Origin of the sequence: Streptomyces sp. NPDC058697 (assembly GCF_042715345.1) — a bacterium.
GTDB lineage: Bacteria > Actinomycetota > Actinomycetes > Streptomycetales > Streptomycetaceae > Streptomyces > Streptomyces liliifuscus.
The window spans coordinates 46,670-72,975 of sequence record NZ_JBHXSU010000032.1 but is presented as its reverse complement, the minus strand read 5'-3'; the positions used below and the strand labels follow the sequence as shown (position 1 = coordinate 72,975).

Annotated in this window: 22 protein-coding genes; 13 read left to right on the top strand and 9 right to left on the bottom strand. The window is 70.7% G+C overall.

The window, feature by feature from the left end:
• Positions 1-130 precede the first annotated feature (130 nt).
• The 4 genes from ACFWXQ_RS41880 to ACFWXQ_RS41865 all read left to right on the top strand — a co-directional run bounded on the left by ACFWXQ_RS41880 (position 131) and on the right by ACFWXQ_RS41865 (position 5,945).
• Entirely contained in the window at positions 131-2,167 is a 2,037-nt protein-coding gene (locus ACFWXQ_RS41880; RefSeq protein ID WP_383956859.1) for a hypothetical protein, read from the top strand.
• 93 nt (positions 2,168-2,260) lie between these two features.
• On the top strand, positions 2,261-3,784 hold the full coding sequence (gene pelF, locus ACFWXQ_RS41875; RefSeq protein WP_383956932.1) for a GT4 family glycosyltransferase PelF: 1,524 nt from the start codon (positions 2,261-2,263) through the stop codon (positions 3,782-3,784).
• Positions 3,781-5,304 carry a hypothetical protein gene (locus ACFWXQ_RS41870; protein WP_383956929.1) on the top strand — a complete coding sequence of 508 codons (1,524 nt, stop codon included), beginning with the start codon at positions 3,781-3,783 and terminating at the stop codon, positions 5,302-5,304. The genes pelF and ACFWXQ_RS41870 overlap by 4 nt, the downstream gene beginning before the upstream one ends.
• Positions 5,301-5,945 (top strand): spherulation-specific family 4 protein, encoded by a 645-nt coding sequence (locus tag ACFWXQ_RS41865; RefSeq protein ID WP_383956926.1) that lies wholly within the window; start codon positions 5,301-5,303, stop codon positions 5,943-5,945. Before ACFWXQ_RS41870 ends, ACFWXQ_RS41865 begins: the two co-directional genes overlap by 4 nt.
• 295 nt (positions 5,946-6,240) lie before the next feature.
• Here ACFWXQ_RS41865 and ACFWXQ_RS41860 read toward each other — a convergent pair whose 3' ends face one another.
• The gene (locus ACFWXQ_RS41860; protein ID WP_383956831.1) at positions 6,241-7,044 is read right to left on the bottom strand and encodes an adenosylcobinamide-GDP ribazoletransferase; all 804 of its coding nucleotides are present in this window, start codon (positions 7,042-7,044) and stop codon (positions 6,241-6,243) included.
• An 88-nt stretch (positions 7,045-7,132) separates the two neighbouring features.
• On the opposite strand from ACFWXQ_RS41860, the gene ACFWXQ_RS41855 reads away from it, so the two are divergent.
• A complete protein-coding gene (locus ACFWXQ_RS41855) occupies positions 7,133-7,900 on the top strand; it encodes a hypothetical protein (protein ID WP_383956829.1) in 768 nt (255 codons plus the stop codon).
• On the opposite strand, the gene ACFWXQ_RS41850 is transcribed toward ACFWXQ_RS41855, so the two are convergent.
• From ACFWXQ_RS41850 to cobT, 3 genes are all read right to left on the bottom strand, one after another.
• Positions 7,837-8,538 carry a hypothetical protein gene (locus ACFWXQ_RS41850; protein ID WP_383956826.1) on the bottom strand — a complete coding sequence of 234 codons (702 nt, stop codon included), beginning with the start codon at positions 8,536-8,538 and terminating at the stop codon, positions 7,837-7,839. The two genes, ACFWXQ_RS41855 and ACFWXQ_RS41850, sit on opposite strands and share 64 nt — an antisense overlap.
• Positions 8,539-8,616: 78 nt before the next feature.
• Positions 8,617-10,458 (bottom strand): phosphatidylglycerol lysyltransferase domain-containing protein, encoded by a 1,842-nt coding sequence (locus ACFWXQ_RS41845; protein WP_383956823.1) that lies wholly within the window; start codon positions 10,456-10,458, stop codon positions 8,617-8,619.
• Between the two features lie 240 nt (positions 10,459-10,698).
• Positions 10,699-11,772, bottom strand: coding sequence for a nicotinate-nucleotide--dimethylbenzimidazole phosphoribosyltransferase (gene cobT, locus ACFWXQ_RS41840; protein ID WP_383955099.1), 1,074 nt, complete (start codon positions 11,770-11,772; stop codon positions 10,699-10,701).
• A 200-nt stretch (positions 11,773-11,972) separates the two neighbouring features.
• Here cobT and ACFWXQ_RS41835 point away from each other — a divergent pair, with 200 nt between their 5' ends.
• Positions 11,973-13,124 (top strand): class I SAM-dependent methyltransferase, encoded by a 1,152-nt coding sequence (locus tag ACFWXQ_RS41835; protein ID WP_383955097.1) that lies wholly within the window; start codon positions 11,973-11,975, stop codon positions 13,122-13,124.
• A gap of 12 nt (positions 13,125-13,136) precedes the next feature.
• On the opposite strand, the gene ACFWXQ_RS41830 is transcribed toward ACFWXQ_RS41835, so the two are convergent.
• Positions 13,137-14,336 (bottom strand): bifunctional adenosylcobinamide kinase/adenosylcobinamide-phosphate guanylyltransferase, encoded by a 1,200-nt coding sequence (locus tag ACFWXQ_RS41830; protein ID WP_386270306.1) that lies wholly within the window; start codon positions 14,334-14,336, stop codon positions 13,137-13,139.
• A 218-nt stretch (positions 14,337-14,554) separates the two neighbouring features.
• Between ACFWXQ_RS41830 and ACFWXQ_RS41825 the strand changes: the two genes are divergently transcribed.
• Entirely contained in the window at positions 14,555-14,767 is a 213-nt protein-coding gene (locus ACFWXQ_RS41825; RefSeq protein WP_055618417.1) for a hypothetical protein, read from the top strand.
• A 152-nt stretch (positions 14,768-14,919) separates the two neighbouring features.
• Here ACFWXQ_RS41825 and ACFWXQ_RS41820 read toward each other — a convergent pair whose 3' ends face one another.
• The 3 genes from ACFWXQ_RS41820 to ACFWXQ_RS41810 all read right to left on the bottom strand — a co-directional run bounded on the left by ACFWXQ_RS41820 (position 14,920) and on the right by ACFWXQ_RS41810 (position 17,485).
• Positions 14,920-16,011, bottom strand: coding sequence for a S1C family serine protease (locus tag ACFWXQ_RS41820; RefSeq protein WP_383955092.1), 1,092 nt, complete (start codon positions 16,009-16,011; stop codon positions 14,920-14,922).
• Between the two features lie 62 nt (positions 16,012-16,073).
• Positions 16,074-16,778 carry a class I SAM-dependent methyltransferase gene (locus tag ACFWXQ_RS41815; RefSeq protein ID WP_383955101.1) on the bottom strand — a complete coding sequence of 235 codons (705 nt, stop codon included), beginning with the start codon at positions 16,776-16,778 and terminating at the stop codon, positions 16,074-16,076.
• Positions 16,779-16,858: 80 nt separating this feature from the next.
• Positions 16,859-17,485 (bottom strand): DUF3043 domain-containing protein, encoded by a 627-nt coding sequence (locus ACFWXQ_RS41810; RefSeq protein WP_383955090.1) that lies wholly within the window; start codon positions 17,483-17,485, stop codon positions 16,859-16,861.
• A gap of 278 nt (positions 17,486-17,763) precedes the next feature.
• On the opposite strand from ACFWXQ_RS41810, the gene ACFWXQ_RS41805 reads away from it, so the two are divergent.
• From ACFWXQ_RS41805 to ACFWXQ_RS41785, 5 genes are all read left to right on the top strand, one after another.
• The gene (locus tag ACFWXQ_RS41805; protein WP_361060591.1) at positions 17,764-18,558 is read left to right on the top strand and encodes a PspA/IM30 family protein; all 795 of its coding nucleotides are present in this window, start codon (positions 17,764-17,766) and stop codon (positions 18,556-18,558) included.
• Positions 18,559-18,592: 34 nt separating this feature from the next.
• Positions 18,593-18,871 (top strand): hypothetical protein, encoded by a 279-nt coding sequence (locus tag ACFWXQ_RS41800; protein WP_383955088.1) that lies wholly within the window; start codon positions 18,593-18,595, stop codon positions 18,869-18,871.
• A 204-nt stretch (positions 18,872-19,075) separates the two neighbouring features.
• Positions 19,076-20,386 (top strand): sensor histidine kinase, encoded by a 1,311-nt coding sequence (locus ACFWXQ_RS41795; protein WP_383956387.1) that lies wholly within the window; start codon positions 19,076-19,078, stop codon positions 20,384-20,386.
• Complete coding sequence (locus tag ACFWXQ_RS41790; RefSeq protein WP_189838320.1) at positions 20,383-21,066, top strand: response regulator transcription factor; 684 nt, start codon at positions 20,383-20,385, stop codon at positions 21,064-21,066. Before ACFWXQ_RS41795 ends, ACFWXQ_RS41790 begins: the two co-directional genes overlap by 4 nt.
• A 163-nt stretch (positions 21,067-21,229) precedes the next feature.
• Positions 21,230-24,328, top strand: coding sequence for an efflux RND transporter permease subunit (locus tag ACFWXQ_RS41785; RefSeq protein WP_383956390.1), 3,099 nt, complete (start codon positions 21,230-21,232; stop codon positions 24,326-24,328).
• Between the two features lie 67 nt (positions 24,329-24,395).
• Here the strand turns inward: ACFWXQ_RS41785 and nadA are convergent, their stop codons facing one another.
• Complete coding sequence (gene nadA / locus ACFWXQ_RS41780) at positions 24,396-25,580, bottom strand: quinolinate synthase NadA (protein WP_383955115.1); 1,185 nt, start codon at positions 25,578-25,580, stop codon at positions 24,396-24,398.
• Positions 25,581-25,899: 319 nt separating this feature from the next.
• Here nadA and ACFWXQ_RS41775 point away from each other — a divergent pair, with 319 nt between their 5' ends.
• Complete coding sequence (locus ACFWXQ_RS41775; protein ID WP_200398763.1) at positions 25,900-26,256, top strand: iron-sulfur cluster assembly accessory protein; 357 nt, start codon at positions 25,900-25,902, stop codon at positions 26,254-26,256.
• The last annotated feature ends 50 nt before the right edge of the window (positions 26,257-26,306 follow it).

Below are 26,306 nucleotides of genomic sequence, written 5' to 3'. Positions count from 1 at the left end.
ACCCCTCACTTCTGTGACCTGAGACACACTCCTGCTGTTTGCGATGAGTAACCCACTCGTCGCTTTGCATGATTTCCACGGATCCTCCTCGAAACGACCATCAGGGGATCTTGTGGGGGGAGGGGCGAACATGGCGCAGAGTGCGCACGGATGGAGAAACGCGGCCGCTGTCATGGCGGCCGCCGGTCTGCTGAGCCTGGGGCTCGGAACACCCGCAGCCTCGGCGGCGGAAGAGCCGCGCATCGACCTGAAGGTGCTCGTCGTCGACAACGGCGACAGCCCCGTGGAAGCCATCACCGAGGAGCTGAAGACCACCGGCATCCCGTATACGACCGTCGACCTGAACGACTCCGGCCGCCCGGCCATCACCGAGGCGTTCCTGAGCGACACGGTGGACGGCACACCGCGCGCCAAGTACCAGGGCGTCGTGCTGCCCAACGAGGCGCCGTTCGGGTCGGGTTCGGCCGAGCAGACGGCCCTGGAGACGTACGAGAGGACCTTCGGCATCCCCCAGGTCGACGCCTACACCTGGGCGCACCCCGGGGTCGGCCTCGACTACACGGACGCGGGCGGCTGGGCCGGCACGCTCGACGGCCGCGAGGCCGCGGTCACCACGGCGGGCGGGGCGGGCTATTTCGGCTACCTCGACGGACCCCTCACATTCGAGGACAACTCGCCCTCCGTCCAGGAGAGTTACGGCTACGTGGCCCGGCCCCGCGCGGGCTTCACCAGCTACGTAGACACCGCCGTGCCCGGCGGGAGCGGCCGTGGCAGCCTGGTCGGCGAGTACGCGCACGACGGACGCCGCGAACTCGTCGTGACCTTCGCCTACAACCACTACCAGCAGCAGTTCCGTGTTCTTGCGCGTGGCATCGTCGAATGGCTGACTCAGGGCGTACACCTTGGTCAGAACAGGAACTATTTTTCTGTCCATGTCGATGATGTGTTCGCGCCCGACAGCCGCTGGGACACCGAACGCAACTGCACCCCCGGCGACTTCGACTGCGTGGGCGGTGACGGTGAGGGGACCACGCCGATCCGGATGACCGCGGCCGACGCGGTGTACGCCGCCCAGTGGCAGCGGGACAGCGGCTTCACCCTCGACATGGTCTACAACGCCGGGGCCGGTGAGGAGTGGAAGAGCGAGAACGGCAACGTCGACGCGCTGACCGACCAGCTCCTCGCCGACAAGGCCGAGTACCGCTGGGTCAACCACACCTACACGCACCCCTTCCTCGGCTGCGTCCAGGACACCAGCACCGTGCCGTGGAGCTGTGCGAAGAACGCCGACGGCTCGACCCAGTACGTGAGCCGCGCCGACATCTCGGCGGAGATCCGCGACAACAACCTGTGGGCGGCGAGCCACGGACTGCCCGTCGACAGCAGCGAGTTGGTCACCGGCGAGCACTCGGGCCTGAAGACCCTGCCGCAGCAGCCGGACGACAACCCGAACCTCGCGGGCGCCCTCGCGGACAACGGCATCGACTGGACCGCCTCCGACAACTCCCGTGAACCGCAGCAGCGTTCGGTGGGCAGCACGCTGACCGTGCCCCGCTACCCGATGAACGTGTACTACAACGTCGGCACGGCCGAGGAGATCACCGACGAGTACAACTGGATCTACACCTCGAAGGCCGACGGCGGCAGCGGCATCTGCGAGAACAACCCCACGTCGACCTGTCTCGACGACCCGCTCGACACGGCGACCGGCTTCGAGTCGTACATCCTCCCGCAGGAGGCCCGCACCGCCCTCGGCCACGCCGTGGGCAACGACCCGCGCCCGCACTACGTGCACCAGTCCAACCTGGCCGAGGACCGGCTGCTCTACCCGGTCCTGGACAAGGTGCTCGCCGACTACCGCGCGCTCTACGCCGACAACGCCCCGCTGGAGAACCCGCGGCAGAGCGCCATCGGCACCGAACTGAAGAATCGTGCCGCCTGGCAACAGGCCGTCACCGACGGTGAGGTCACGGCGTACCGCGTCGGCACGACCGTCACCGTCACCGCCCCGTCCGGGACCCGGATCCCGGTGACCGCACCCGAAGGGACACTCAAGCAACTCCTGCTCGGCACCACCGCGTTCGGGACGCCGTACGCGGGAGAGCGCTCGGCCTGGACCACGCCGGACGCTCTGCAGACCGCCCTCACCCTGAGACTGCCCGCATAACGGAGACCAGCGCCGCAGCACGACGCGCGCCCCGGCCAAGACCGGCCGGGGCGCGCCACCGAGCCGTAAGAAATGTTCCAGGGGGGAACACGCATGATGAGCACAGGCCGTCATGTCACCATGCTCACGGAGGGCACGTATCCACTGGTCCACGGCGGGGTCAGCACCTGGTGCGACCAGCTCGTGAAGGGGATGCCCGAAGTCGAGTTCAACGTCGTCTCGCTCTCCGGCAACGGGCGTGAACCCGTGACCTGGGAGCTGCCGGGCAACGTCTACCAGCACACGTCCGTGCCGCTGTGGGGCACGCTGCAGGGATCCCGGCGCCCGCCGCGCGGTCCCGCCCGCCGCCGCTTCATCGACACCTACGAGCGGTTCCTGCTGTCCTTCCTGGACCCCGAGGCACACTGCGACTTCGGCGAGGCCTTCTACGAACTCGCCCAACTCGCCCGTGACGGAAAGCTGTCGGCGGCCCTGCGCACCGAGGCCGCGCTGCGCTCGCTGATGTGGATCTGGACCATGCCGCATCTCCAGATCGCCCAGGCACGCCCCACCGTGCACGACGCGCTGACCGCCACCGACCTGCTGGAGCACGCGCTGCGCCCGCTGGGCGTCCGGCTGCCCGAGAACTCCGTCTCGCACGCCACCGGCAGCGGTCTTGCCACCCTTCCCGCCCTGGCCGCACGGCAGTTGGACGGCATCCCGTTCCTGCTCACCGAACACGGCATCTATCTGCGCGAGCGCTACCTCGGCTACCGCAGCGACGCACAGCGGTGGCCCGTCAAGGCCCTGATGCTCGGCTTCTACCGGGAGCTCAACACCCTCGGCTACAAGACGGCCGACCTGATCACCCCGTGCAACCAGTACAACCGCCGCTGGGAAGAGCGCGGCGGCGCCGACCCGGACAAGATCCGTACCGTCTACAACGGCGTCGACCCCGCCGCCTTCCCGCACGCAGGACCCGAGCCGGACGTACCCACGCTCACCTGGTGCGGCCGCGTCGACCCGATCAAGGACCTCGAGACGCTGCTACGCGCGTACGCCATGGTGCGCGCCGAACTCCCCGAGACCAGGCTGCGGTTGTTCGGCCCGGTGCCGCCCGGCGGAGAGGCGTACAAGACCAAACTGGAGAAGCTCGCCGCCGAACTGGGCGCCACCGACGGGCTGACCTTCGAGGGCCGCATCAGCGAGGTGTGGCGGGCCTACGCGGCCGGGCACGTCGTGATGCTCTCCTCGATCTCCGAGGGCTTCCCCTTCTCGATCATCGAGGCCATGTCCTGCGGCCGGACCACGGTCTCCACCGACGTGGGCGGCGTCAGCGAGGCGGTCGGCGACACCGGGCTCGTGGTGCCGCCGCGCGAGCCCGAGAAGATGGCCGCCGCCGCGCTCGTCCTGCTGCGGGACGACGAACGACGCCTGGAACTGGGCCAGTTGTCCCGCCAGCGCGTCATCGAGCGCTTCACACTCCGCCGCTCCGTGGACGCCTTCCGGACGATCTACCAGGAACTCGCGGGCCTGCCCGAGGTGTACGAGCCCACGCTGGAGACCGTCGCCGACTGGACCCTCGAACTGCGCGACCCCTGGTACCAGGCCGTCGCGACGGACGGGACCGGCTGGTGAGCGGATCGATCCGGATGCCGCCCGGCTCGCGGCCCGACACCCTGCCCTATGTGCCGCGCCAACGCCGTCCCAGCTGGGCGGAGCCCGACCCGGTGGACGAACTCGCCAAGCGCCTGGAGGAGTTCATAGCCGCCGCCGTCCACCCGGACGAGATAGCCGCCCTCCTGGAGTCCGACGGCATGTCGGACGACCAGATACGCGAGAAGTACGGCTGCAAGGACTCCTTCTCGCTCGCCGAGGAGCTGTACGAGCGTGTCGAGCGCCGCCATCCCGAACCCTCGGCACCGGCCCACGACCCCTGGGAAATAGGCCTGCTGGGCTGCCTGTTGAGAGGCGTCGTCTTCGCCCTGCCCGGCCTCGGCTACGTCCTCGGGGCACCTCTCCTCGCGGGCCCGCAGGACGGCCTCGGGCTCCCCGCCGGTACGGTCCCGCTGCTGGCCGGCGCCCTGTGCGGCTGGACCTGGAACCAGGGGCTCGCCCACCGGGCCTACTCCTGGCTGGGGTTGGGCGACAAGGCGGCCTCCCGCCGCTCGCTCCTGGTCGGGGCACCCATGGGCGCCCTGCTCGGCTCGCTCGTCGCACTCGCCGTCGCCCCCGGCCACCTCGGCGCGGTCGCCTTCGCCGCCGGCCAGTCCTGCTACCTCGCGGCGGCCACTGTCCTGCTGGTGATGGGTCGCGAACGGGCCCTGCTCGCCGCGCTGTTGCCCATGGCGGCCGGTGCCGTACTGGCCATGACCCAGTCGGTCCCGGAGGCCGCGAGACTGGCCCTGCTGCTCGGCTCGCTCGGTATCGTCGGCGCGCTCGCCGCGATCGAAGTCGCCCCGGCCGTACGGCAGTCGGGGGACGGGACACGGATCGGCTGGTCCGCCGGGTTCGCGGCCCTGCTGCCCTTCGGCGGCGCCCAGGAGACCAAACGGCCGCGCAGCGCCTCGCCCTGGCTCGCCGGCTCCCTGCCGTACGCGTTCTTCGGGCTCGGCAGCGGCGTCCTCGTCGTGTTCGTGGCGCTCGGCGACGTCCTGGCCGACGGGTCGTCGACCGCCGCGGTCGCCGCTCCGGCCGCCGTGGCGCTCACACTGAGCATGGGGCCGGCCGAGTGGCTGCTCTACCGGTTCCGCAGCGGCAGCCTTGCCGGACTGCGCTCCAGCAGCACCTCACGCGAGTTCTGGCGGACCACCGCGGGCACCCTCGTCAAATGCCTCAGCGGCTATCTCGCCGCGCTGTTCCTGCTGAGCCTCGCCACGGCAGCCCTCTGGCCGCACGCGCCCGGCCTCGGCGGCGTACGGCTCACCGCCCTGCTGCTCCTCGGCGTCGTCCTCTGGACCGGCCTGCTGCTCCAGTCGTTCGGCGCCGTCCTGAGCGCCGCCGTGGTCTGCTGCGCCGCGGGTCTCGCCCAGGCCGGGGCGCTGCTCGCGGACGGGGTGAGCCCGCACCTGGTCGGCCTCGTCGTGTACGGCGCCGCCGCCGCGGTGCTGGCGACCCTGGTCTGTTGGCAACTGGGAAGGGCGACCGCCCACAGATGAGCACCCTCCTCGTCCCGTACTACGAGCACCCGTCCGTCCGCCCCGCCGAATGGGAGGCGATCGTCGAGGCCGCGCCCCGTCTCTACGGGGTCGTGCTGAACCCCGCCAGCGGGTCCGGCGAGCGCCCCGACCCGGCCTTCGCCGAGGTCGCCGAGCGGCTGCGGGGGAGGGACGTCCGGGTGCTCGGGTACGCCGACACCGACTACGGCCGCAGGCCGCGTACGGAGGTCGTCCGGGACCTCTCGCGCTACCGGGACTGGTACGGCACGGACGGCGCATTCTTCGACCAAGTCACGTCGGGGCTGGGCGACTTCGGCCACTACCAGCGGCTCGCCACGTCGGCGTGGGGCGCGGGCTGCACGACGATTGCCCTGAACCACGGGGCACCGCCGCACCCGGCATACGCCCGCCTCGCCGATGTCCTGGTCACCTTCGAGGGAACCTGGGACACGTACCGCAGCCTCCGTCCGGCCCCCTTCACGGCCGGCCGCACCCGCCAGTGCCACCTGGTCCACGGCGTGCCCCCGGGCGCCCCCGTGGGCGACCTGGCCCGCACCCGGGGCGCCACGATCCACTGCGCGGTCCCCGGCGAGGGCCCCCACCCATGGGGCACCCTGCCGCACGCCTTGCAGGCGGGCTGAACGACGACTTGAGCGTTGTGTGTTGGGTGCGGCCCGGTGGGGGCTGTTCGCGCAGTTCCCCGCGCCCCTGGGTGGGTGGGAGTTTCGGTGGTTCGCGACGTGCAGGTCGTCCGTGGCTGGCCGCGCAGTTCCCCGCGCCCCTAAAAGACAAAAGCTGGGGCGCAGCCCCGCTTTTAGGGGCGCGGGGAACTGCGCGCTCAGCCCAAGCGAACCCGCACTCAACACACAACGCCGAACCCCCACCCACCCCAGGGGCGCGGGGAACTGCGCGACCAGCCCCCACCGGCCCGCACAGTCACCAAACAGCCAGAACCAGCAGCGCGCCCGTCGCGGCGGTTTCGGCCAAACCTCCGAACACGTCCCCAGTGACCCCGCCGAACCGGCGAACACAGTGCCGAAGCAGAAGCTCGGCGACCCCGCACGCGACCAGCACGGCAACCACCCCCTGGACGGCCCCGTACGCCCCGAAACCCACCCCCGCCACCCCCACGAGGACGGCCACACCGACCCCCACCAGCACAGCCCCCCGCAGGGGCACCGTGCCGGCGACCACCACCCCCAACCCCTCGGGCCGGGCCGCAGGCACGCCCACCCGCGCGGCCAGCGTGAGCGCGAGCCGGGCCGCGACCGCCGACACCACGGTCGCGAAGGCACCCCGCCCCCAAGAGACGCCGTAGGCCTCGGCAAGCGCCGCCACCTGGGCGAACAGCACGAACACAAGGGTGATGACACCGAACGGCCCGATGTCCGACTGCTTCATGATGCGCAGCGCGTCCGCAGCCGGCTTGCCACTGCCCAGCCCGTCCGCGGTGTCGGCGAGCCCGTCGAGATGGAGGCCGCGCGTCAGCACGGCGGGCACGGCCGCCCCGGCCACGGCCGCGAGCAGCGGCCCCGCGCCGAGGACCAGCAGGAACAGCCCGACTGCCGCGGCGGCGAGACCCACGACCAGCCCGGCGACGGGCGCGCACAGCATCCCGGCCCGCGCGGCCTCCCGGTCCCACCGCGTCACCTCGACGGGCAGCACGGTGAGCGTTCCGAAGGCGAAACGAAGGCCGTCGGACCAGGAGGCCGGGGTGGTTTCCGGTGAGGGCTTGGACACCGGCGCAGATTACCCGGCGGCCCGAGAGCCCCTGTGAGCCGCCCACGGCAGCCATGAACAACATGAACAAAGTGGATAAAGTGCACGCATGGGTGATTGGTGGACACGGAACATCACCGAACCGGGAAAGCTGCCGCTGCTGCTGGCGCTGTCCTCCTTCGTACTGACCTTCTTGATCACCCGGATCGTCGTCCGGATGATCCGCGCCGGCAAGGGCCCCTTCGGCAACGTGGAGGCCGGCGGTGTCCACATCCACCACGTGGTCCCCGGTGTCGTCCTGACGGTGATCGGCGGCTTCGGCGCGGTGGGCAGCGGCCGGCACGGCTTCGGCTCGGCCGTGTTCGCCGTGGTGTTCGGGATCGGCGCGGGACTCGTACTCGACGAGTTCGCGCTGATCCTGCACCTCGACGACGTCTACTGGAGCGAGGAGGGCCGCAAGAGCGTCGAGGTCGTGGTGCTCACCGCGGCCCTGGTGGGGCTGATGCTCAGCGGCTTTCTGCCGTTCGGCGTCAACGACCTCACCGAGGACGAACTGCAGGACCGCGCGGGCGTCATCGTCAGCATCGGGCTGAACTTCCTCATCTCGCTCCTTGCCCTGAGCAAGGGCAAGGCACGTATGGCGATCTTCGGCGTGATCGTCCCGCTCGTCGCCCTGGTGGGTGCAGTCCGCCTGGCCCGCCCCGGCTCGCCGTGGGCCAAGCGCTTCTACCGCAGACGGCACCGGGCCCGGGCCAGGGCCCAGCTGCGGGCCTACCACCACGACCGCCGCTGGGCAGGCCCCCGCCGCAGGCTTCAGGACCTGATCGGCGGCAAGCCGGACCCGGAACCCGTCCGGTCACTGCCCGGCGGCCGGTGACGCAGCTCGGAGATCCCGCACAGCACCAGCACGGCCGCGATCGCGGCCAGATGCTCCTTGCCCGCCAGGTTCTCCTTGAGGAGCACCTCCACCACCATGGCCGCGACGACGACCCCCGCGGTGACGTACGCGCGATACCGCTGGCAGAGGAAGACCGCGAGCCCGACCACGGCCGCCGACGGCCCGGTGTCCACGACCAGCGAGTCCGAGGCGGGCAGCCCAAGAAAGCCGTGCGGGCCCAGCGCGATGCCCACCCGCGCGTAGAGGGTGCCGGCCAGCGTGGCGACGTACGCGATGACGAGCGTGCGCCACCAGCCCAGACAGATCTCGGCGATCCCGAACACGAGCAGGATCTGCGCGAGCGCACCCCACACGGGCAGGTCGAGGGCCGGTACGAAGAGGGAGAGCGGGGTGCGCAGCAGGGCGAGCCAGAGCGGGTCCTCGGCGCGGACGGCACCGATGTTCTGGACGAATCGGTAGCCCCAGGACTGGTTCTGCGCGTACTGCGTGAGCGCCGTCAGGCACACCGCGGCGACGGTCATGGGGATCGCCCGCAGGCGCCGCTCGACGAGACCCGCGCGTACGGCCGCGTACAGCGGGCCCCATTCGGCGCGGGCCAGCCGGGCGAGGGTGCTCATGGGCGGACGGCCACAGGTCCGTGCGTACTCGTCAGCGGCGTCTGCCTCATCAGCCTCGTCCGCCTCATCTGCGCGTACTCATCTGTGCGACTCCAGGTGCTTGCGGTGCAGCCACTTCGGCAGTCCCGGTGCCTCCAGGAACCCCTCCGCTCGGGCCGCGGCGATGCCGATGCGCGGCAGGTCACCGCTCTTCTCGAAGAGCAGGAACCGCGGTTCCCAGATGGGCCGGTACTTGGCGTTGGCGCGGTACAGCGACTCGATCTGCCACCAGCGAGAGAAGAAGCTGAGGAGCGACCTCCACAGCCGCAGTACCGGGCCCGCGCCGAGACGCGCGCCACGTTCGAAGACGGAACGGAACATCGCGAAGTTGAGCGAGACCTGCGTGATCCCGATCTCGGGGGCCCGCTGGAGGAGCTCGATGACCATGAACTCCATCAGTCCGTTCTCGGAGTCCCGGTCCCGCCGCATGAGGTCGAGGGAGAGCCCGTGCGGCCCCCAGGGCACGAAGGAGAGCACCGCTCTCAGCTCGTCCGTGCCTTCTCCCGCGCCTTCTCCCGTGCGGCTGTTCGTGCATTCGAGCATGACGCACCGGCCGTCGCCCGGATCCCCGAGCCGCCCGAGCGCCATGCTGAAGCCCCGCTCGGTGGCCCCGTCCCGCCAGTCGTCGGCCCGCTTCAGCAGGTACGCCATCTCGTCGGCCGGGATGTCCTCGTGGCGCCGGACGCGGACCTGGTAGCCGGCGCGCTGGACGCGGTTGTAGGCCTGGCGGACGGTCCGCATGGCCCGCCCCTCCAGCGTGAACTCGGCCGTCTCGACAATCGCCTCGTCACCGAGCTCCAGCGCGTCGAGGCCGTGGCGTGCGTAGATGGTCCCCGCCTCCTCGCTCGCGCCCATCACCGCCGGGATCCAGCCGTGGGCGCGCGCCTCGGCGAGCCAGGGGTCGATGGCGCCGGGCCACGCCTCGGGATCGCCGATCGGGTCGCCGGAGGCCAGCGAGACACCGCTCACGACGCGGTAGACGACGGCCGCCTTGCCGGTCGGCGACCACACCACGCTCTTCTCGCGGCGCAGCGCGAAGTAACCGAGCGAGTCACGGTCACCGTTCCTGTCGAGCAGCGCCCGCAGCCGCTCCTCGTCGCCCTCGGTGAGCGGGTCGACGGCGCGCCGGGAACGGAAGGCCGCGTAGAAGACGGCCAGGACCAGCAGGGTGCTGAGCACGTTGATGGTGACGTTCACCCAGTTGGGAGAGGTGATCCCGGGGAAGCGGGACTCGTCGGCGGCGACCGAGATCAGCCGCAGGGTGCCGTAGCGCCAGCGGTCGGGGAAGGTCGAACGGTCGGCGTCGTGCGCGTCGTTCGTGACGGTCACCAGGAGCGCGGCGAGCAGCGAGCAGAGCAGCAGTCCGCCGACCGCGACGGCCGCCGCCAGCTTCGGGTTCGAGCGGTCGCCCTTCGCGTAGAACTCGCGCCGGCCGACGAGCAGGGACGCCACGAAGGTCGCCGTCAGGGCGAGGGAGATCCAGTTCTGGGGGTACGCGCGGATCTCCGGGAAGACCATCGCGAAGGCGAACAGCAACAGGAAGAGCCCGCTGAGTACGAGGTTGAGGATCCAGGCGGCTCGTTTGCGGCGGCGCATCGTGATCGCCAGGAACATCGTGAACGCGCCCGACGCGAAGCCTGCCGTCAGGAGGTACGGGGTGAAGTAGTTCTCCGTGTTGTGGCGGCGTACGTCCTGGCCGAGGGAGACCCATACGGCGCTCAGGAGGTTGAGGAACGCGACGAGGCGGAGGTACCAGACGGCGAACGCGGCTGCCCGCCGGGAGGCGGGGGTGGTCGGGCGGGCGGTGTCGCCTGTGCGGGCGGGGGCCCGCTCTGGCTCCGGAGCCGGGGTTTGCTTGACAGCGATTCGGGCGCTTCCCATGAAACGGGATCATATGGGGCGTTGTTGTGCGCGGGCGCCTAGCGGGTGGGGTGGTTGCGTTGGGGGGCGGGTGCGGGTGGGTGGGGGTTGCTCGCGCAGTTCCCCGCGCCCCTTAAAGGCAGGGGCTACCGCCCCCTAAAGACAAAAGCCACGGCGCAGCCCGGCTTTTGTCTTTAGGGGCGCGGGGAACTGCGCGACCAGCCCCCACCGGCCCGCACCCGACGAACCACCCCCAAGCCGCTATTCCTTCTCGGGGTCTTCGGAGCCCTCCGGGCTCTCCGGCAGCTCCGCTGCCAATGCGGCCGCAGCCTGTACCAACGGCAGCGCGAGCAACGCCCCCGCCCCCTCCCCGACAGTCACCCCGTGATCGAGCAGCGGTTCGAGCGCCATCCGGTCGAACGCCTTCGCCTGGGCCGGCTCACCACTGGTCTGGCCCGCCAGCCACCAGTCCGGCGCCCGGAAGGCAACCCGCTGCCCCACCAGCGCACAGGCCGCGGACACAACCCCGTCGAGGATCACGGGAGTCTTCCGCGCGGCACTCTGCAACAGGAACCCGGTGATCGCGGCAAGGTCGGCCCCGCCCACCGCCGCGAGCAACTGCAGCTGATCCCCGAGAACGGGCCGAGCGCGACGCAGAGCGTCGCGAACCGCCGCGCACTTCCGCATCCAGGCGAGGTCGTCAATCGCCCGCCCCCCACGCCCGGTGACGACCGACGCGTCGGTACCGCACAGCGCCGCGATGAGCACGGCCGCGGCGGTGGTCCCCCCGACGCTCACGTCCCCGAGCACGACGAGGTCGGTCCCGGAGTCCGCCTCCGCGTCCGCGACGGCGACCCCCGCGCGGAAGGCGGCCTCCGCCTCCTCCAGGGTCAGCGCGTCCTCCACGTCGATGCGCCCGGAGCCGCGCCGCACCCGATGCCGTACGACCTCGTCGGGCAGGCTCTCCGGATCGCAGTCGAGGGCCATGTCCACCACGCGCACGGGCACCCCGAGCCGCCGGGCCAGCACCGAGACGGGGCTCGAACCGTCGAGCACGGCGCGCACCAGCTCGTCCGCGCCCCCCGCGGGCCGCGCCGACACCCCCAGTGAGGCGACCCCGTGGTCACCCGCGAACAGCACCACACGCGGACGCTCGATCGCCCGCACCGGCACGGCCGACTGCGCGGCCGCCAGCCATTCACCGAGGTCGTCGAGGCGTCCCAGCGCCCCGGGCGGCACGACCTGCCGCTCCCGGCGCGCCTCGGCGTCACGGCGCACACCGCCGTCGGGGCGCTCGATCAGATCGGTGAAGTCGTCGAGATTAAGCGAGCTCATTCGCCGAACAGTACCGGCAGTGATCGGGCCGGTCTCCTGACGGTCGGTCAGTGCGCTGCACGGGGTCGTTGCATCGAAGATCGCTATCCCATACGTTCCGGTTTGCAGTGGATTGTCATACCGGTTTGTATCGACCGGTAGTAGCTCATATCAGCCTCTACAGGGTCGTACCGCGTCGGACCGGCAGGAGCAGACAGACCATGCCCCCCACACCCGCCACATTTCCCGCACCCGCCACACCCCCCACACCTCCCGCCCAGCAGACCGTCGCCCGGCGCCGCGCCGCGTATCTCAGCGAACTCGCCCAGGGCACCGACCACTTCCACGAGCCCCGCCGCCCCGACTGCCCCTGGTGCGGCTCCCGGCGGCTGCGGACCCGCCTGCGCACCCCGGACCTGCTCCAGCACAAGCCCGGCACCTTCGTCGTCGACGAGTGCGAGGACTGCGCCCACGCCTTCCAGAACCCCCGCCTCACCGCCGAGGGCCTGGCCTTCTACTACCGGGACTTCTACGAGGGCCACGAGCACCACGACACCCACGAGGGCTTCGCCGAGCGGATCCTGCGCACCCGCGCCGGACGCAGACGCCACGAGGCCGCCGCCCGCGCGATGCTCCCCTACCCGGAGCCCGAGAGCTGGCTCGACGTCGGCACCGGCCACGGCCACTTCCCGGCGGCGGCCAAGGAGTTGTACATGTACACGTCGTTCGACGGGCTCGACCCCACCTCGCGCGTCGAGCAGGCACGGACGGCGGGCCGGGTCGAGGAGGCGCACCACGGCCGGCTGCCCGACCTGGTCGACCGGCTGCGCGCCCGCTACGACGTGGTCAGCATGTTCCACCACCTGGAGCACAGCCCCGACCCGCGCGAGGAACTGCGCGCCGCGCTCGCCGTACTGCGTCCCGGCGGGCATCTGCTCGTCGAAGTCCCGGACCCGGACTGCGCGTTCGGGGCGCTGCTCGGCAAGTGGTGGGTGTCCTACTGCCAGCCGCAGCACCTCCACCTCATGCCGCTGCGCAACCTGCTCGACGAACTCGACGAGCTCGGCTGCACGGTCGTCTCCACGGACCGCCGCGAACCGCACATCCCGTACGACCTGACGGGCGCCCTGGCCCTCGCGATCGGCAACCGGCTGCCGGGCGGCGACGAGCCCTGGCGCCCGAGCCCGCCGAGCGACCTCCAGCGCACCCTCCGTACGGCCCTGACCCGGGCCACCACCCCGCTGCTGGCCTCCGCCTTCGCCCTGGACCATGTCCTGGCCCCGCTCCTGCGCCGCACCCGCTTCTCGAACGCGTACCGCATCATCGCCCGCAAGACGGCAGGCAGGCACACACCCCGCCCTTCGGCCGCCTAGCCCCTCGGCCGCCTAGCCCTTCAGGGTGAGTGCCTGGCCCGCCACCACCAGCAGCACGTGCTCGCACTCGGTCGCGAACGCCGCGTTGAGGCGGCCGAGTTCGTCGCGGTAGCGGCGGCCGGAGGGGGTGGCGGGGACGATGCCGGAGCCGACCTCGTTGGAGACGGCGACCACCGTGCGGCGGGTCTCGCGGACGGCGGCCGTCAGCTCCTCCACCCGGGCCCGCAGCGCACGCTCACCGCCACCGCCCCACTCGTCGTCGTCCCACGCGTTCACCGAGTCCATCGCGTCCGTCAGCCACAACGACAGACAGTCGACGAGCAGCGGCGCCCCGTCGTCCTTCAACAGGGGTACGAGGTCACAGGTCTCGGCGGTACGCCAGGAGCCGGGCCGCCGCTCACGATGGGCGTGCACCCGGGCGGCCCACTCACCGTCCCCGTTCCGCGTCCCGCCGGTCGCCACGTACAGCACGTCGGGGAAGGCCTCCAGGCGCCGCTCGGCCTCCACGGACTTCCCGGACCGGGCCCCGCCGAGCACCAGGGTCCGCCGGGGCACGTCGGGCACGTCCTCGTAGACCCCCACGGTCAGCGTCGTACCGTCCGGCACCGCCCGTGCCCCCGCCGCCGCGAGCCGCCGCGTCAGTTCCCGGCCGGGCGGCACGTCGTGGTCGAGGTGCACCGCGATCACGTCCGTGGCCGGTCCGACGGCCCCCGCCAGCCGCAGCCGGGCCAGCGCGTCCGGCCGCCCGACGACATCGGCGACCACCATGTCGTACGTCCCGGCCGACTCCTCAAGACCCGCGGGGGCCGCGCCCGGCGGCAGATACAGCAGCCGCTGCCCGTCGGGCCCCGTCACCGCGTACCCGGTGCCCGGTGCGTCCATCGGCAGCGCCCGCACCCGATGCCCCGTCAGCAGCGCCAGCTCCCGCCCGTCCGGCACCCGCCCCGGCTGAGGCAGTCCCGCCGGCACCTCCACCGCGGGCCCGTTGTGCGGATGCGACAACAACACCTGCCGCACCCCGCCCAACGACCGCCCGGCCCGAGCCGCGGCAAAGGCGGCCCCCGGCGTCAGATCCAGCAACAGGGCCCCGTCAACCAGCAGAGCGGCAGCCGCCCGGGCATCCACACCCAGCGCCACCGCACAGGCAGCACAGGGACAGTCGGGCCGAGGCAGCCCCGAGGGCCCACCGGTACCAAGCAAAGTAACTTCCACGACTCTGATTTTTCCGCGTCACTCCGGGTCCTGCGCGTCAGGGGGCACGATGGCCCGCCTTTCTTCAGGGGCGCGGGGAACTGCGCGACAAGCCCCCACCAACCCGCAGACAACACACAACACTTCTCGACCTGCACCCTTGAACACCGGACAACCAACAGAACACCTAGGCTGCAGGGCAAGAGCCCGATCTTGCTGGGAACTTTTGGGAGGCTGACATGGCGGCATGGACGTGGCGGTTCGAGAAGGCCGACGGGACGGAAGTCCAGCCCGCGGTCCAGCCCGAGGAGTTCACCACCCAGGGCGACGCGGAGTCCTGGCTCGGCGAACACTGGAAGGCGCTGGCCGAGGCGGGGGCGGACCAGGTCCGGCTCTCCGAGGACGCCACGGAGATCTACGGCCCGATGAGCCTGCACGCAGAGGCTTCCTAGGCCCCCGTAGCCCATACGCGTGAGGGCCGCGGCCGTACGAACGACCGCGGCCCCCGCGCCGCCCGCCCGCACCACCCGCCGAAGGCCGCGACACAGCCGGCGACACGGCCGGCCATCCGCGGGGGACCACCCGCGGGGGACCACCCGCAGGGTCACTGCTCGCCGAGCGTCACCTCGGCGCTCTTCTCGTCACCGTCACGTGTGTACGTCACCCGCACCTTCCCGCCCGGCTTCCGGTCCGCGAGCGCCTCGGAGAGCGAGGTGACCGTGGTGATCCCGGTGTCACCCAGCCCGATGATGACGTCCCCCCGCTCGATCCCCGCGTTCGCGGCCGCACCGCCGTCCTTGACCTCGACGACCGCGACCCCGGCGGGCCGGTAGTCGGCGCCCACCACGGTCCGGGCGGTGATGCCGAGCGCGGCCCGCCCCGAATCGGTGACCCTGCCGTCCTTGACGATCTGGTCGGCGACCGTGCGCACCATCGACGCGGGAATCGCGAAGCCGATGCCCGCCGCAGCGCCCTCGCCCATGCCGGGATCGGTCGCGGCGAGCGTCGGGATGCCGATGACCTGCCCGTCGAGGTCGACGAGGGCCCCACCGCTGTTGCCCGGGTTGATCGCGGCCGACGTCTGCACCATGTTGGCGATGGTGGCGCCCGTGCCGCCGTCCGTACTGCCCTCGCTGACGGTGCGTCCGGTCGCCGACACGATGCCCTGGGTGACGCTGGACGACAGCCCGAGCGGCGAGCCCATCGCCAGCACGATCTGGCCGACGGCCACCTTCGAGGAGTCCCCGAACCCGGCCGCCTTCAGTCCTTCCGGCTTCCGGTCCAGCTTGATGACCGCGAGATCCTGCTGCGGGTACGTGGAGACGAGCTTCGCGGTCAACTCGTCCTCGCTGTTGGCCGTCGTCACTTTGAAGGTCTTCTCGTCCCCGACCACATGCGCGTTCGTGACGATGTGCCCCTTGTCGTCGTACACGACCCCGGAGCCCAGATCACTGGTCGCCTGGATCTGCACGACCGACGGCAGGACGTTCTTGATCACCTTCTGGTAGTCGTCCTGCAGATCGTTCGCGGCCCGGGGTGCGGCGGCCCGGGCGGCCTCGGTGCCCCCTTCGGCGCCGGTCGGCGCCGCACTGCCGGAACACCCGCCGAGCAGGACCACACAGCAGCAGCCGACGACCAAGGGAAGAACCCGGGTGGAGCCACGGCCACGGGGCCGGGCGGGCGACGCGTCATCCATGCCCCGAGTCTTGCCCCGGGGCGGTGGGTCCGGCCTGCGGTGCGGGGCCGAACAGGGGGTTCTCAGCCCCGTACGCCGCACAGGTGAAGCAGGGCCGCCACTTGGCGGTACGGATCCGTCCGCCCGGCCCGCTCCTCGGCGGCCAGCAGCGTTTCCACGTCGTCCGGGACGGCCGCGTCGTCCGCGGCCGTGTCCGTGAAGACCCGCACGCCGTACCAGGCGTGCAGCGGTGCCCCGATCCCGGCGAGGGTGCCGGTGAGCGCGTCGAGCCGGTCGGCCCGTACGTCGAGTCCGAGGCGGTTCGTGTACGCGCTGGTGTCGAAGGACGCCAGGGTGCCCGCCCAGTCGCCGGCCAGCCCCGGCCGCATGGCCAGCGCGTCGGCGTTCCGCACGAGCAGGGAGAGCAGTCCGCCGGGGGCCAGCATCCGGGCGAGCCCGGCGAGGAGGGGGTCGGGCTCCTCGACGTACATCAGCACGCCGTGGCAGAGCACCACGTCGAAGCTGCCCGGCAGGAAGTGGACCCCGGTGTCCCGCCCGTCGCTCTCGACGAGCCGCACCCGGCCGCGGATCCCCTCCGGCTCGGCCGCGAGGCTCTCACGCGCGACGGCGATCATCGTGGAGTCCTGCTCGACCCCCGTGACCTGATGCCCGGCCCGGGCCAGCCGCAGCGCCTGCGTGCCCTGGCCCATGCCCACGTCGAGCACACGCAGCCGCTGCCCGACGGGGAACCGCCCGGCTATCTGCTCGTCGAGCTGCCGGGCGACCAGTTCCTGCCGTACGACATCACGCAGGCCGCCCAGCTTGCTCAGCCAGGCATCGGCCGCGCCCCCCGCGAAGGATGCCGCGCTCAGGGCCGCTCTCCGCGCTTGACCTGCGGCTTCGGCAGCCGCAGGCGACGCATCTGGAGGCTGCGCATCAGTGCGTAGGCGACCGCGCCGCGCTTGGGCTCGTCCGGGTAGCGCGCGTTCAGCTGCTTCTTCATGCGGATCGCGATACCGATCGAGTCGACCACGATCATCACGATCACGAAGAGCCACAGCAGCAGCGCCACGTTCTGCAGCTGGGCGATCTGGACCATGCTCAGAACGAGGATGATCACCGCCAGCGGCAGGAAGAACTCGGCGATGCAGAACCGCGAGTCGATGAAGTCGCGCGCGAACTTGCGCACGGGGCCCTTGTCACGGGCGGGCAGATAGCGCTCGTCCCCACTGGCCAGCGCTTCGCGCTGCTTCGCCATCTGGGTACGGCGATCGTCACGCTGCCGCTTGGCGGCCTCCTTGCGCGTCGTCGGCGTATTGGCCACGCTTCGGCGCTGGGTCTGGGCCTCACTGCGCTTGGGCGTGGGCCGACCCTTGGGGGCCTGCGGGTCACGGGGCTGAGTGGAGTCGGTCACCGGCGCCTTGTCGGCGTGGGCCTTCTCATCCTTGGCACGGCTACGGAACACAAAACCCAAGGGTAAGGGGTACGGAGGCATGGACGTCAGCCGAGTGGGGAACGATCCGGCAACACCGGTCGTCTGTAGGGGGACAGAGGGGCCCGAAAAGGGGTGGCTGCCCACGGTTCTCCCGGCCGACCCCGGGACGAACCCAGGGGGACACCTACTCCCTACGCCGGAGCAAGATCATTCACAGTCGTCCTTGGGGATGAGCGCATCCGTCCCCGAACAGTGCGGTAATGGATGCAGGGCCCGTACTGTGGGTTCTGTTGCAGTCGCTGGAGCTGGAGTCCGTCAGAAGGGGGCGCGCGAAGCCCATGAGCGGTGTCATGAAGCGTATGGGGATGATCTTCCGCGCGAAGGCGAACAAGGCCCTTGACCGGGCCGAGGACCCGCGCGAAACCCTCGACTACTCGTACCAGAAGCAGCTGGAGCTGCTGCAGAAGGTGCGCCGGGGAGTCGCCGATGTGGCGACCTCCCGAAAGCGCCTGGAGCTGCAGCTGAACCAGCTTCAGAACCAGTCCTCCAAGCTGGAGGACCAGGGGCGCAAGGCGCTCGCGCTGGGTCGTGAGGACCTGGCCCGTGAGGCGCTCTCGCGCCGTGCCGCGCTCCAGCAGCAGGTCACCGACCTGGAGACGCAGCACCAGACCCTCCAGGGCGAGGAGGAGAAGCTCACCCTCGCGGCGCAGCGGCTCCAGGCCAAGGTCGACGCCTTCCGGACCAAGAAGGAAACGATCAAGGCGACATACACGGCCGCCCAGGCGCAGACCCGGATCGGCGAGGCCTTCTCGGGCATCTCCGAGGAGATGGGCGACGTCGGCATGGCCATCCAGCGTGCCGAGGACAAGACCGCGCAGCTCCAGGCGCGCGCCGGTGCCATCGACGAGCTGCTCGCCTCCGGCGCCCTCGACGACTCCTCCGGGCTCGCCAAGGACGACATCCAGACCGAGCTCGACCGGCTCTCCGGCGGCACGGACGTGGAGCTGGAGCTCCAGCGCATGAAGGCCGAGCTGGCCGGCGGTTCCTCCTCCCAGCAGGCGATCGAGGGCGGCAAGGACCAGACTCAGTCCAAGCAGCAGCCGCAGGACACTCCGCGCTTCGACAAGCAGTAGCCGCAGGCAGTAGTCCCACGCCGAGGAGGGCGTCATGATCGTACGGATCATGGGGGAGGGACAGGTGAGGCTGGACGACGGCCACCTCACCGAACTGAACAAGCTGGACGACGAGCTCCTGGCGGAGATGGAGTCCGGTGACGAGGAGGGCTTCCGGCGCACGCTGGGGGCGCTCCTCGACGCGGTCCGCCGTCTGGGCGCGCCACTCCCCGACGACGCCCTGGAACCCTCCGAACTGATCCTCCCGTCCCCGGACGCGACACTCTCCGAGGTCCGGGAAATGCTGAACGACGACGGCTTGATCCCCGGCTGACTTTCCTCGCCCCCGAACCCCCGCTGCGCAGTTCCCCGCGCCCCTAGGTCTTTGGGTCTTTAGGGGCGCGGGGAACTGCGCGACAAGCCACAACCGGACCCGCACCCGAAAACGCACCCCCACGGGGTCCGGGGCGGAGCCCCGGCTCCGATTCCAGGTGGCACCGGTTCCGCCCCCTGCAAGGGCCCCGTACCGTAAACAATCGTGAGCACACTGGAGCGCGCCCAGAACCGCCTGCGGGCATACCCGCTGGTGGTGGACGGCGCCCTCGCGGCAGCAGTCCTCGCCTGCATGGTCGTCGGCTCGTTCGCGGAGCCGAACGGACGACACGGCGGCCCGGACTGGGGCGCCCGCACCCCCGACATCCTCAGCCTCACCCTCATGCTGCTGGCCGCGACCGCCCTGGTCTTCCGCCGAGGCCACCCCCTGAGGGTCCTCGCCGCGACGAGCGCCCTGTCGGTCGTGGAGTTCGTGACGGGCGACCCCAGGGCCCCCGTGGTGATGTCCGCCGTCGTCGCCCTCTACACGGTCGCGTCGGCCACCGACCGGCCCACCACCTGGCGCGTGGGCCTCCTCACCATGACGGTCCTGACCGGCATCGCCATGCTCGTCGGCCCCCTGCCCTGGTACGCGCAGGAGAACCTCGGCATCTTCGCCTGGACCGGCATGGCCGCCGCCGCGGGCGACGCGGTCCGCAGCCGCCGCGCCTTCGTGCACGCCATACGGGAAAGAGCCGAGCGCGCCGAGCGCACCCGCGAGGAGGAGGCCCGCCGCCGCGTCGCCGAGGAACGCCTCCGCATCGCCCGCGATCTGCACGACGTCGTCGCCCACCACATCGCCCTCGTCAACGTGCAGGCCGGAGTGGCCGCGCACGTCATGGACAAGCGCCCCGACCAGGCCAAGGAAGCCCTCGCCCACGTCCGCGAGGCCAGCCGCTCCGCGCTCAACGAACTCCGCGCCACGGTCGGCCTGTTGAGACAGTCCGGCGACCCCGAGGCCCCCACCGAACCCGCCCCGGGCCTGCATCGCCTCGACGAGCTCGTCGGCACCTTCCGCAACGCGGGCCTGCCCGTGGAGGTGGCCCGCACCGACCACGGCACCACCCTCCCCGCAGCCGTCGACCTGGCCGCGTACCGCATCATCCAGGAAGCCCTCACCAACGTGCAGAAGCACGCGGGCGCCGAAGCGAAGGCCGAGGTCAGCGTCGTACGCGTGGGACCGAACGTGGAGATCACCGTCCTCGACAACGGGCCGGGCGACGACGCGGAGGCCCGTCTGGAGGAGAACGGCGGCCACGGACTGCTCGGCATGCGCGAACGGGTCACCGCGCTGAACGGCGTCTGCACCGCCGGACCCCGATACGGAGGCGGCTTCCGGGTGCATGCGATCCTGCCGGTCAAGAGCCGCACCGGAAGCACCGCGTCCACCGCGGCGGCACCCGCACCCGCACCTCCACCCGCACCGGCATCCAGCCCGGCGGCCTCGACCACGGCACCCACGGGGGACCCCGCATGACCATCCGCGTCCTGCTCGCCGACGACCAGGCACTGCTGCGCAGCGCGTTCCGTGTGCTGGTCGACTCCGAGCCCGACATGGAGGTCGTCGGAGAGGCCTCGGACGGGGCGGAGGCCGTGCGGCTGGCCCGCGACGAGCGGGCCGACGTCGTGCTCATGGACATCCGTATGCCCGGCACCGACGGTCTCGCCGCGACCCGGCTCATCAGCGCGGACCCGGGCCTCGCCCACGTACGGGTCGTGATGCTGACGACCTTCGAGGTCGACGAGTACGTGGTGCAGTCGCTGCGCGCCGGAGCCTCCGGGTTCCTCGGCAAGGGCTCCGAGCCGGACGAGCTGCTCAACGCGATCCGGATCGCGGCGGGCGGCGAGGCGCTGCTGTCGCCGGCCGCCACCAAGGGGCTGATCGCGAAGTTCCTCGCCCAGGGCGACGGCGATGACGACGACCGGGACCCCGGCCGCGCCGAACGCCTCGAAGCGCTGACCGTCCGCGAGCGCGAGGTCCTCGTCCAGGTCGCCGGCGGGCACTCCAACGACGAGATCGCCGAACGCCTCACCGTCAGCCCGCTCACGGTGAAGACGCACGTCAACCGGGCCATGGCCAAGCTGGGAGCCCGCGACCGGGCACAGCTGGTGGTCATCGCGTACGAGTCCGGACTGGTACGCCCAAGGGTGGAGTGAGCTCCACCCGCACGTACTGCGGGCGCGGTATGCGCCGCATAAGGAACGAGACCTGGGGGCGACGGTCGGGCCCCGGCCATGGCTCAGAGTGATAGGCGGACGCTCACATGAGCCCATTCTGCCGCTCCAAAGACTCAAGCCACAGAAGAGAGACCCGCCACCCATGTCCTGGCTGTCCCGCTTCAGCCTCGCCCAACGTGCCCTCATCGGGCTGATGTCGATCATCGCCCTGGCCTTCGGGGCGATAGCCATCCCGCAGCTCAAGCAGCAGCTGCTGCCCACCATCGAACTGCCCATGGTGTCGGTGATCGCGCCGTACCAGGGCGCGTCCCCCGACGTGGTCGAGAAGCAGGTCGTCGAGCCCATCGAGGACAACCTCGAAGCGGTCGACGGGATCTCCGGCGTCACCTCCACGGCCAGCGAGGGCAACGCCCTGATCATGGCCTCCTTCGACTACGGCAACGACTCCGCCCGGATCGTCGCCGACGTCCAGCAGGCCGTGAACCGCGCCCGGGTGCAGCTCCCGGACGACGTGGACCCGCAGGTCGTCGCCGGTTCCACCGACGACATCCCGACCGTGGTGCTGGCCGTCACCTCCGACAAGGACCAGCAGGCCCTCTCCGACCAGCTCGACCGCACGGTCGTCCCCGCGCTGAAGGACATCGACGGCGTCGGCCAGGTCACCGTCGACGGCGTACAGGACCTGCAGGTCTCGGTCACGCCCGACGACGCGAAGCTGGCGCGGGCGGGGCTGAACACGGCCGCGCTCGGCCAGGCACTCCAGGCGGGCGGCGCGACCCTCCCGGCCGGTTCCTTCGACGAGGACGGCAGCAACCGCACGGTCCAGGTCGGCGGCGGCTTCACCTCGCTGAAGCAGATCCAGGACCTGATGGTCACCGGCGAGGGCGGCAAGAAGCCCGTACGCCTCGGTGACATCGCCACCGTCGAGGAGGAGCCCGCCAGGGCGGACTCCATCACCCGCACCGACGGCAGGCCCAGCCTCGCCGTCTCCGTCACCATGGACCACGACGGCAGCGCGGTCGCGGTCTCCGACGCGGTCCAGGACAAGCTGTCCGGCCTGCGCAAGGACCTCGGCTCCGGCGCGACGCTGACCGTCGTCAGCGACCAGGGCCCGGCCGTCTCCAAGTCCATCAAGGGCCTGACCACCGAGGGCGCCCTCGGTCTGCTCTTCGCGGTCCTGGTCATCCTGGTCTTCCTGGCGTCGATCCGCTCGACGCTGGTCACCGCGGTCTCCATCCCGCTGTCGGTCGTCCTCGCGCTGATCGTGCTGTGGACCCGCAGCGAGTCGCTCAACATCCTCACGCTGGGCGCTCTGACCATCGCCATCGGCCGGGTCGTCGACGACTCGATCGTGGTCCTGGAGAACATCAAGCGGCACCTCGGCTACGGCGAGGAGCGCCAGGAGGCGATCCTCAAGGCCGTACGCGAGGTCGCGGGCGCGGTCACCTCCTCGACGCTCACCACGGTCGCGGTGTTCCTGCCCATCGGTCTCACCGGCGGCATGGTCGGCGAGCTGTTCGGCTCGTTCTCCCTCACCGTCACGGCGGCCCTGCTGGCCTCGCTGCTCGTCTCGCTGACGGTCGTACCGGTGCTCTCGTACTGGTTCCTGCGCGCCCCCAAGGACGTGCGCGGCATCGACCCGGAGGAAGCGCGCCGCAAGGCCGAGGAGAAGGAGGCGCGCAGCCGCCTCCAGCGCCTCTACGTGCCGGTGCTGCGCTTCGCGACCCGCCGCCGCCTCACCAGCGTGGCGATCGCGGTGGTGGTCCTCGTCGGTACGTTCGGCATGACGCCCCTGCTGAAGACGAACTTCTTCGACCAGGGCGAGCAGGAAGTCATCACGGTCAAGCAGGAGTTGAAGCCGGGCACCAGCCTGGCGGCGACCGACGCCGAGGCCAAGAAGGTCGAGAAGATGCTCGACGGCGTCAAGGGCGTCGAGGACTACCAGGTCACGGTCGGCTCCTCCGGCTTCATGGCCGCGTTCGGCGGGGGCACGGACACCAACCAGGCCTCCTACACCGTCAAGGTCGCCGATTCGGCCTCCTTCGACGACGTCCAGGACGGTATCGAGGAGGGGCTCGGCAAGCTCTCCGGGATCGGTACGACGACGGTCGCGGCCGGTGACGGCTTCGGCAGCCAGGACCTGAGCGTCGTGGTGAAGTCGGCCGACGCCGCCGTGCTCCGCGAGGCCGCCGAGGAGGTCCGCGACGCGGTCGCCGGGCTCGACGACGTCACCGACGTCACCAGCGACCTGGCCCAGTCCGTGCCGCGGATCTCGGTCAGGGCCAACGACAAGGCCGCCGCGGCCGGGTTCAACGACACGACCCTCGGCGCGGCCGTCGCCCAGGCGGTGCGCGGCACCACCAGCGGCAAGGCGATCCTGGACGACACCGAGCGCGACGTCGTCATCAGGTCGGCGAAGCCGGCCGAGACGCTGTCCGAGCTGAGGAGCCTCAGCCTCGGGCCCGTGAAGCTCGGTGACATCGCGACGGTGAAGCTGGTCGACGGGCCGGTCTCGATGACCCGTATCGACGGTCAGCGCGCCGCCACCATCTCGGCGAAGCCGACCGGTGACAACACGGGCGCGGTCAGCGCCGACCTCACGGCCAAGCTCGACAAGCTGAAGCTGCCGGCCGGAGCCACGGCCGCCATCGGCGGTGTGTCCGAGGACCAGGACGACGCGTTCGCGTCCCTCGGCCTCGCGATGCTCGCGGCGATCGCGATCGTCTTCATGCTGCTGGTCGCGACCTTCCGGTCGCTGATCCAGCCGCTGATCCTGCTCGTCTCGATCCCGTTCGCGGCGACGGGTGCGATCGGTCTGCTGGTCATCACCGGTACGCCGATGGGTGTGCCGTCGATGATCGGCATGCTGATGCTCATCGGCATCGTCGTGACCAACGCGATCGTGCTGATCGACCTGATCAACCAGTACCGCAAGCAGGGTTACGGGGTTGTCGAGGCCGTGGTGGAAGGCGGCCGGCACCGCCTGCGCCCGATCCTCATGACGGCCCTGGCGACCATCTTCGCCCTGCTCCCGATGGCCCTGGGCATCACCGGCGAGGGCGGCTTCATCGCCCAGCCGCTGGCGGTGGTGGTGATCGGCGGTCTGATCACGTCGACCCTGCTGACGCTGCTCCTGGTGCCGACGCTCTACGCGATGGTCGAACTCCGCAAGGAGCGCCGCGCGAAGAAGAAGTCCGCGAAGCGCGAGGCTGCCGCCGAGCGGGAGCCAGTGGGGGTGTAGGTACCCGATTGCGCAGTTCCCCGCGCCCCTGAAAAGGGGCGCGGGGAACTGCGCAGTCTTTTTGGCTTTACGGCAGCGCCAGCATCCGCTCAAGCGCCAGCTTGGCGAACTGCTCGGTTTCCCGGTCCACCTCGATGCGATTGACGAGGTTGCCCTCGGCCAGGGACTCCAGGGTCCAGACCAGGTGGGGGAGGTCGATGCGGTTCATGGTCGAGCAGAAGCAGACCGTCTTGTCGAGGAAGACGACCTCCTTGTCCTCGCTCGCGAACCGGTTCGCCAGCCGTCGTACGAGATTCAGCTCCGTGCCGATCGCCCACTTGGAACCGGCCGGAGCCGCTTCCAGGGCCTTGATGATGTACTCCGTGGAACCCACGTAGTCGGCCGCCTCGACGACCTCGTGCTTGCACTCGGGGTGCACCAGCACGTTCACACCGGGGATCCGGGCGCGCACGTCGTTGACCGAGTCGACGGAGAAACGGCCGTGCACCGAGCAGTGGCCCCGCCACAGGATCATCTTGGCGTCGCGGAGCTGCTCGGCCGTGAGCCCGCCGTTCGGCTTGTGCGGGTTGTAGAGGACGCAGTCCTCCAGGGTCATCCCCATGTCGCGGACGGCCGTGTTGCGGCCCAGGTGCTGGTCGGGCAGGAAGAGCACCTTCTCGCCCTGCTCGAAGGCCCACTCCAGGGCCCGCTGGGCGTTGGACGAGGTGCAGATCGTGCCCCCGTGCTTGCCGGTGAACGCCTTGATGTCCGCGGAGGAGTTCATGTACGAGACGGGCACGACCTGCTCGGCTATCCCGGCCTCGGTCAGCACGTCCCAGCACTCGGCGACCTGCTCGGCGGTGGCCATGTCGGCCATCGAGCAGCCGGCGGCCAGGTCGGGCAGGACGACCTTCTGGTCGTCGGAGGTCAGGATGTCCGCAGACTCGGCCATGAAGTGCACACCGCAGAACACGATGTACTCGGCCTCGGGGCGCGCGGCGGCGTCCTTGGCCAGCTTGAAGGAGTCACCCGTGACGTCCGCGAACTGGATGACCTCGTCGCGCTGGTAGTGGTGGCCGAGGACGAAGACCTTGCTCCCGAGCTTCTCCTTGGCCGCGCGGGCGCGCTCGACCAGGTCCGGGTCGGACGGCGAGGGCAGGTCACCGGGACATTCGACGCCGCGCTCGCTCCTCGGGTCGGCCTCACGGCCGAGGAGCAGCAGGGCGAGGGGCGTCGGCTGTACGTCGAGCTCCTGGGTCTGGGCGGTGGTCACGACACGCACCCTTTCTGTTCTGCGGCCCGCTTGGATCGACCGACTGGAACGATCAAGCAGAACAAGCCTTTTCGTCGAAATGACGTTATCTATCATAACCGCTTCACGTCACTTTGACGATGCCCATAGCGTCCATGTGACGTGAATCCCGCGAGGTGGTATGCGGGGTGGTTGTCCACAGGACGTTTTCCGCTTCCGGGCGGGTGTGCGAGCATGAAGAGAGAAGCCAAAGACTCAACGCTCGGCGCGGAATGAATCCGCGGCCCCGGCGGTTGCAACCGTCGGCAAGCAGTCTCCGTACAACCCGGGAGAGAAGCAGATGTCCGTATCGGACGAGACCACCACCGTGAGCGACGGCATCCTCCTGTCGGACGCCGCCGCGGCCAAGGTCAAGGGCCTGCTGGAGCAGGAAGGCCGCGACGACCTGGCGCTGCGTGTCGCCGTTCAGCCCGGCGGCTGCTCCGGCCTGCGGTACCAGCTCTTCTTCGACGAGCGCTCCCTCGACGGCGATGTCGTCAAGGAGTTCGGCAGCGTGAAGGTCGTCACCGACCGCATGAGCGCTCCGTACCTGGGCGGCGCCTCCATCGACTTCGTGGACACCATCGAGAAGCAGGGCTTCACGATCGACAACCCGAACGCGACGGGTTCCTGCGCCTGCGGCGACTCCTTCAGCTAAGCCTGCTGCTTGCGTTTGACGGATGACGGCCGGGTCCGTCGTCCCGAACG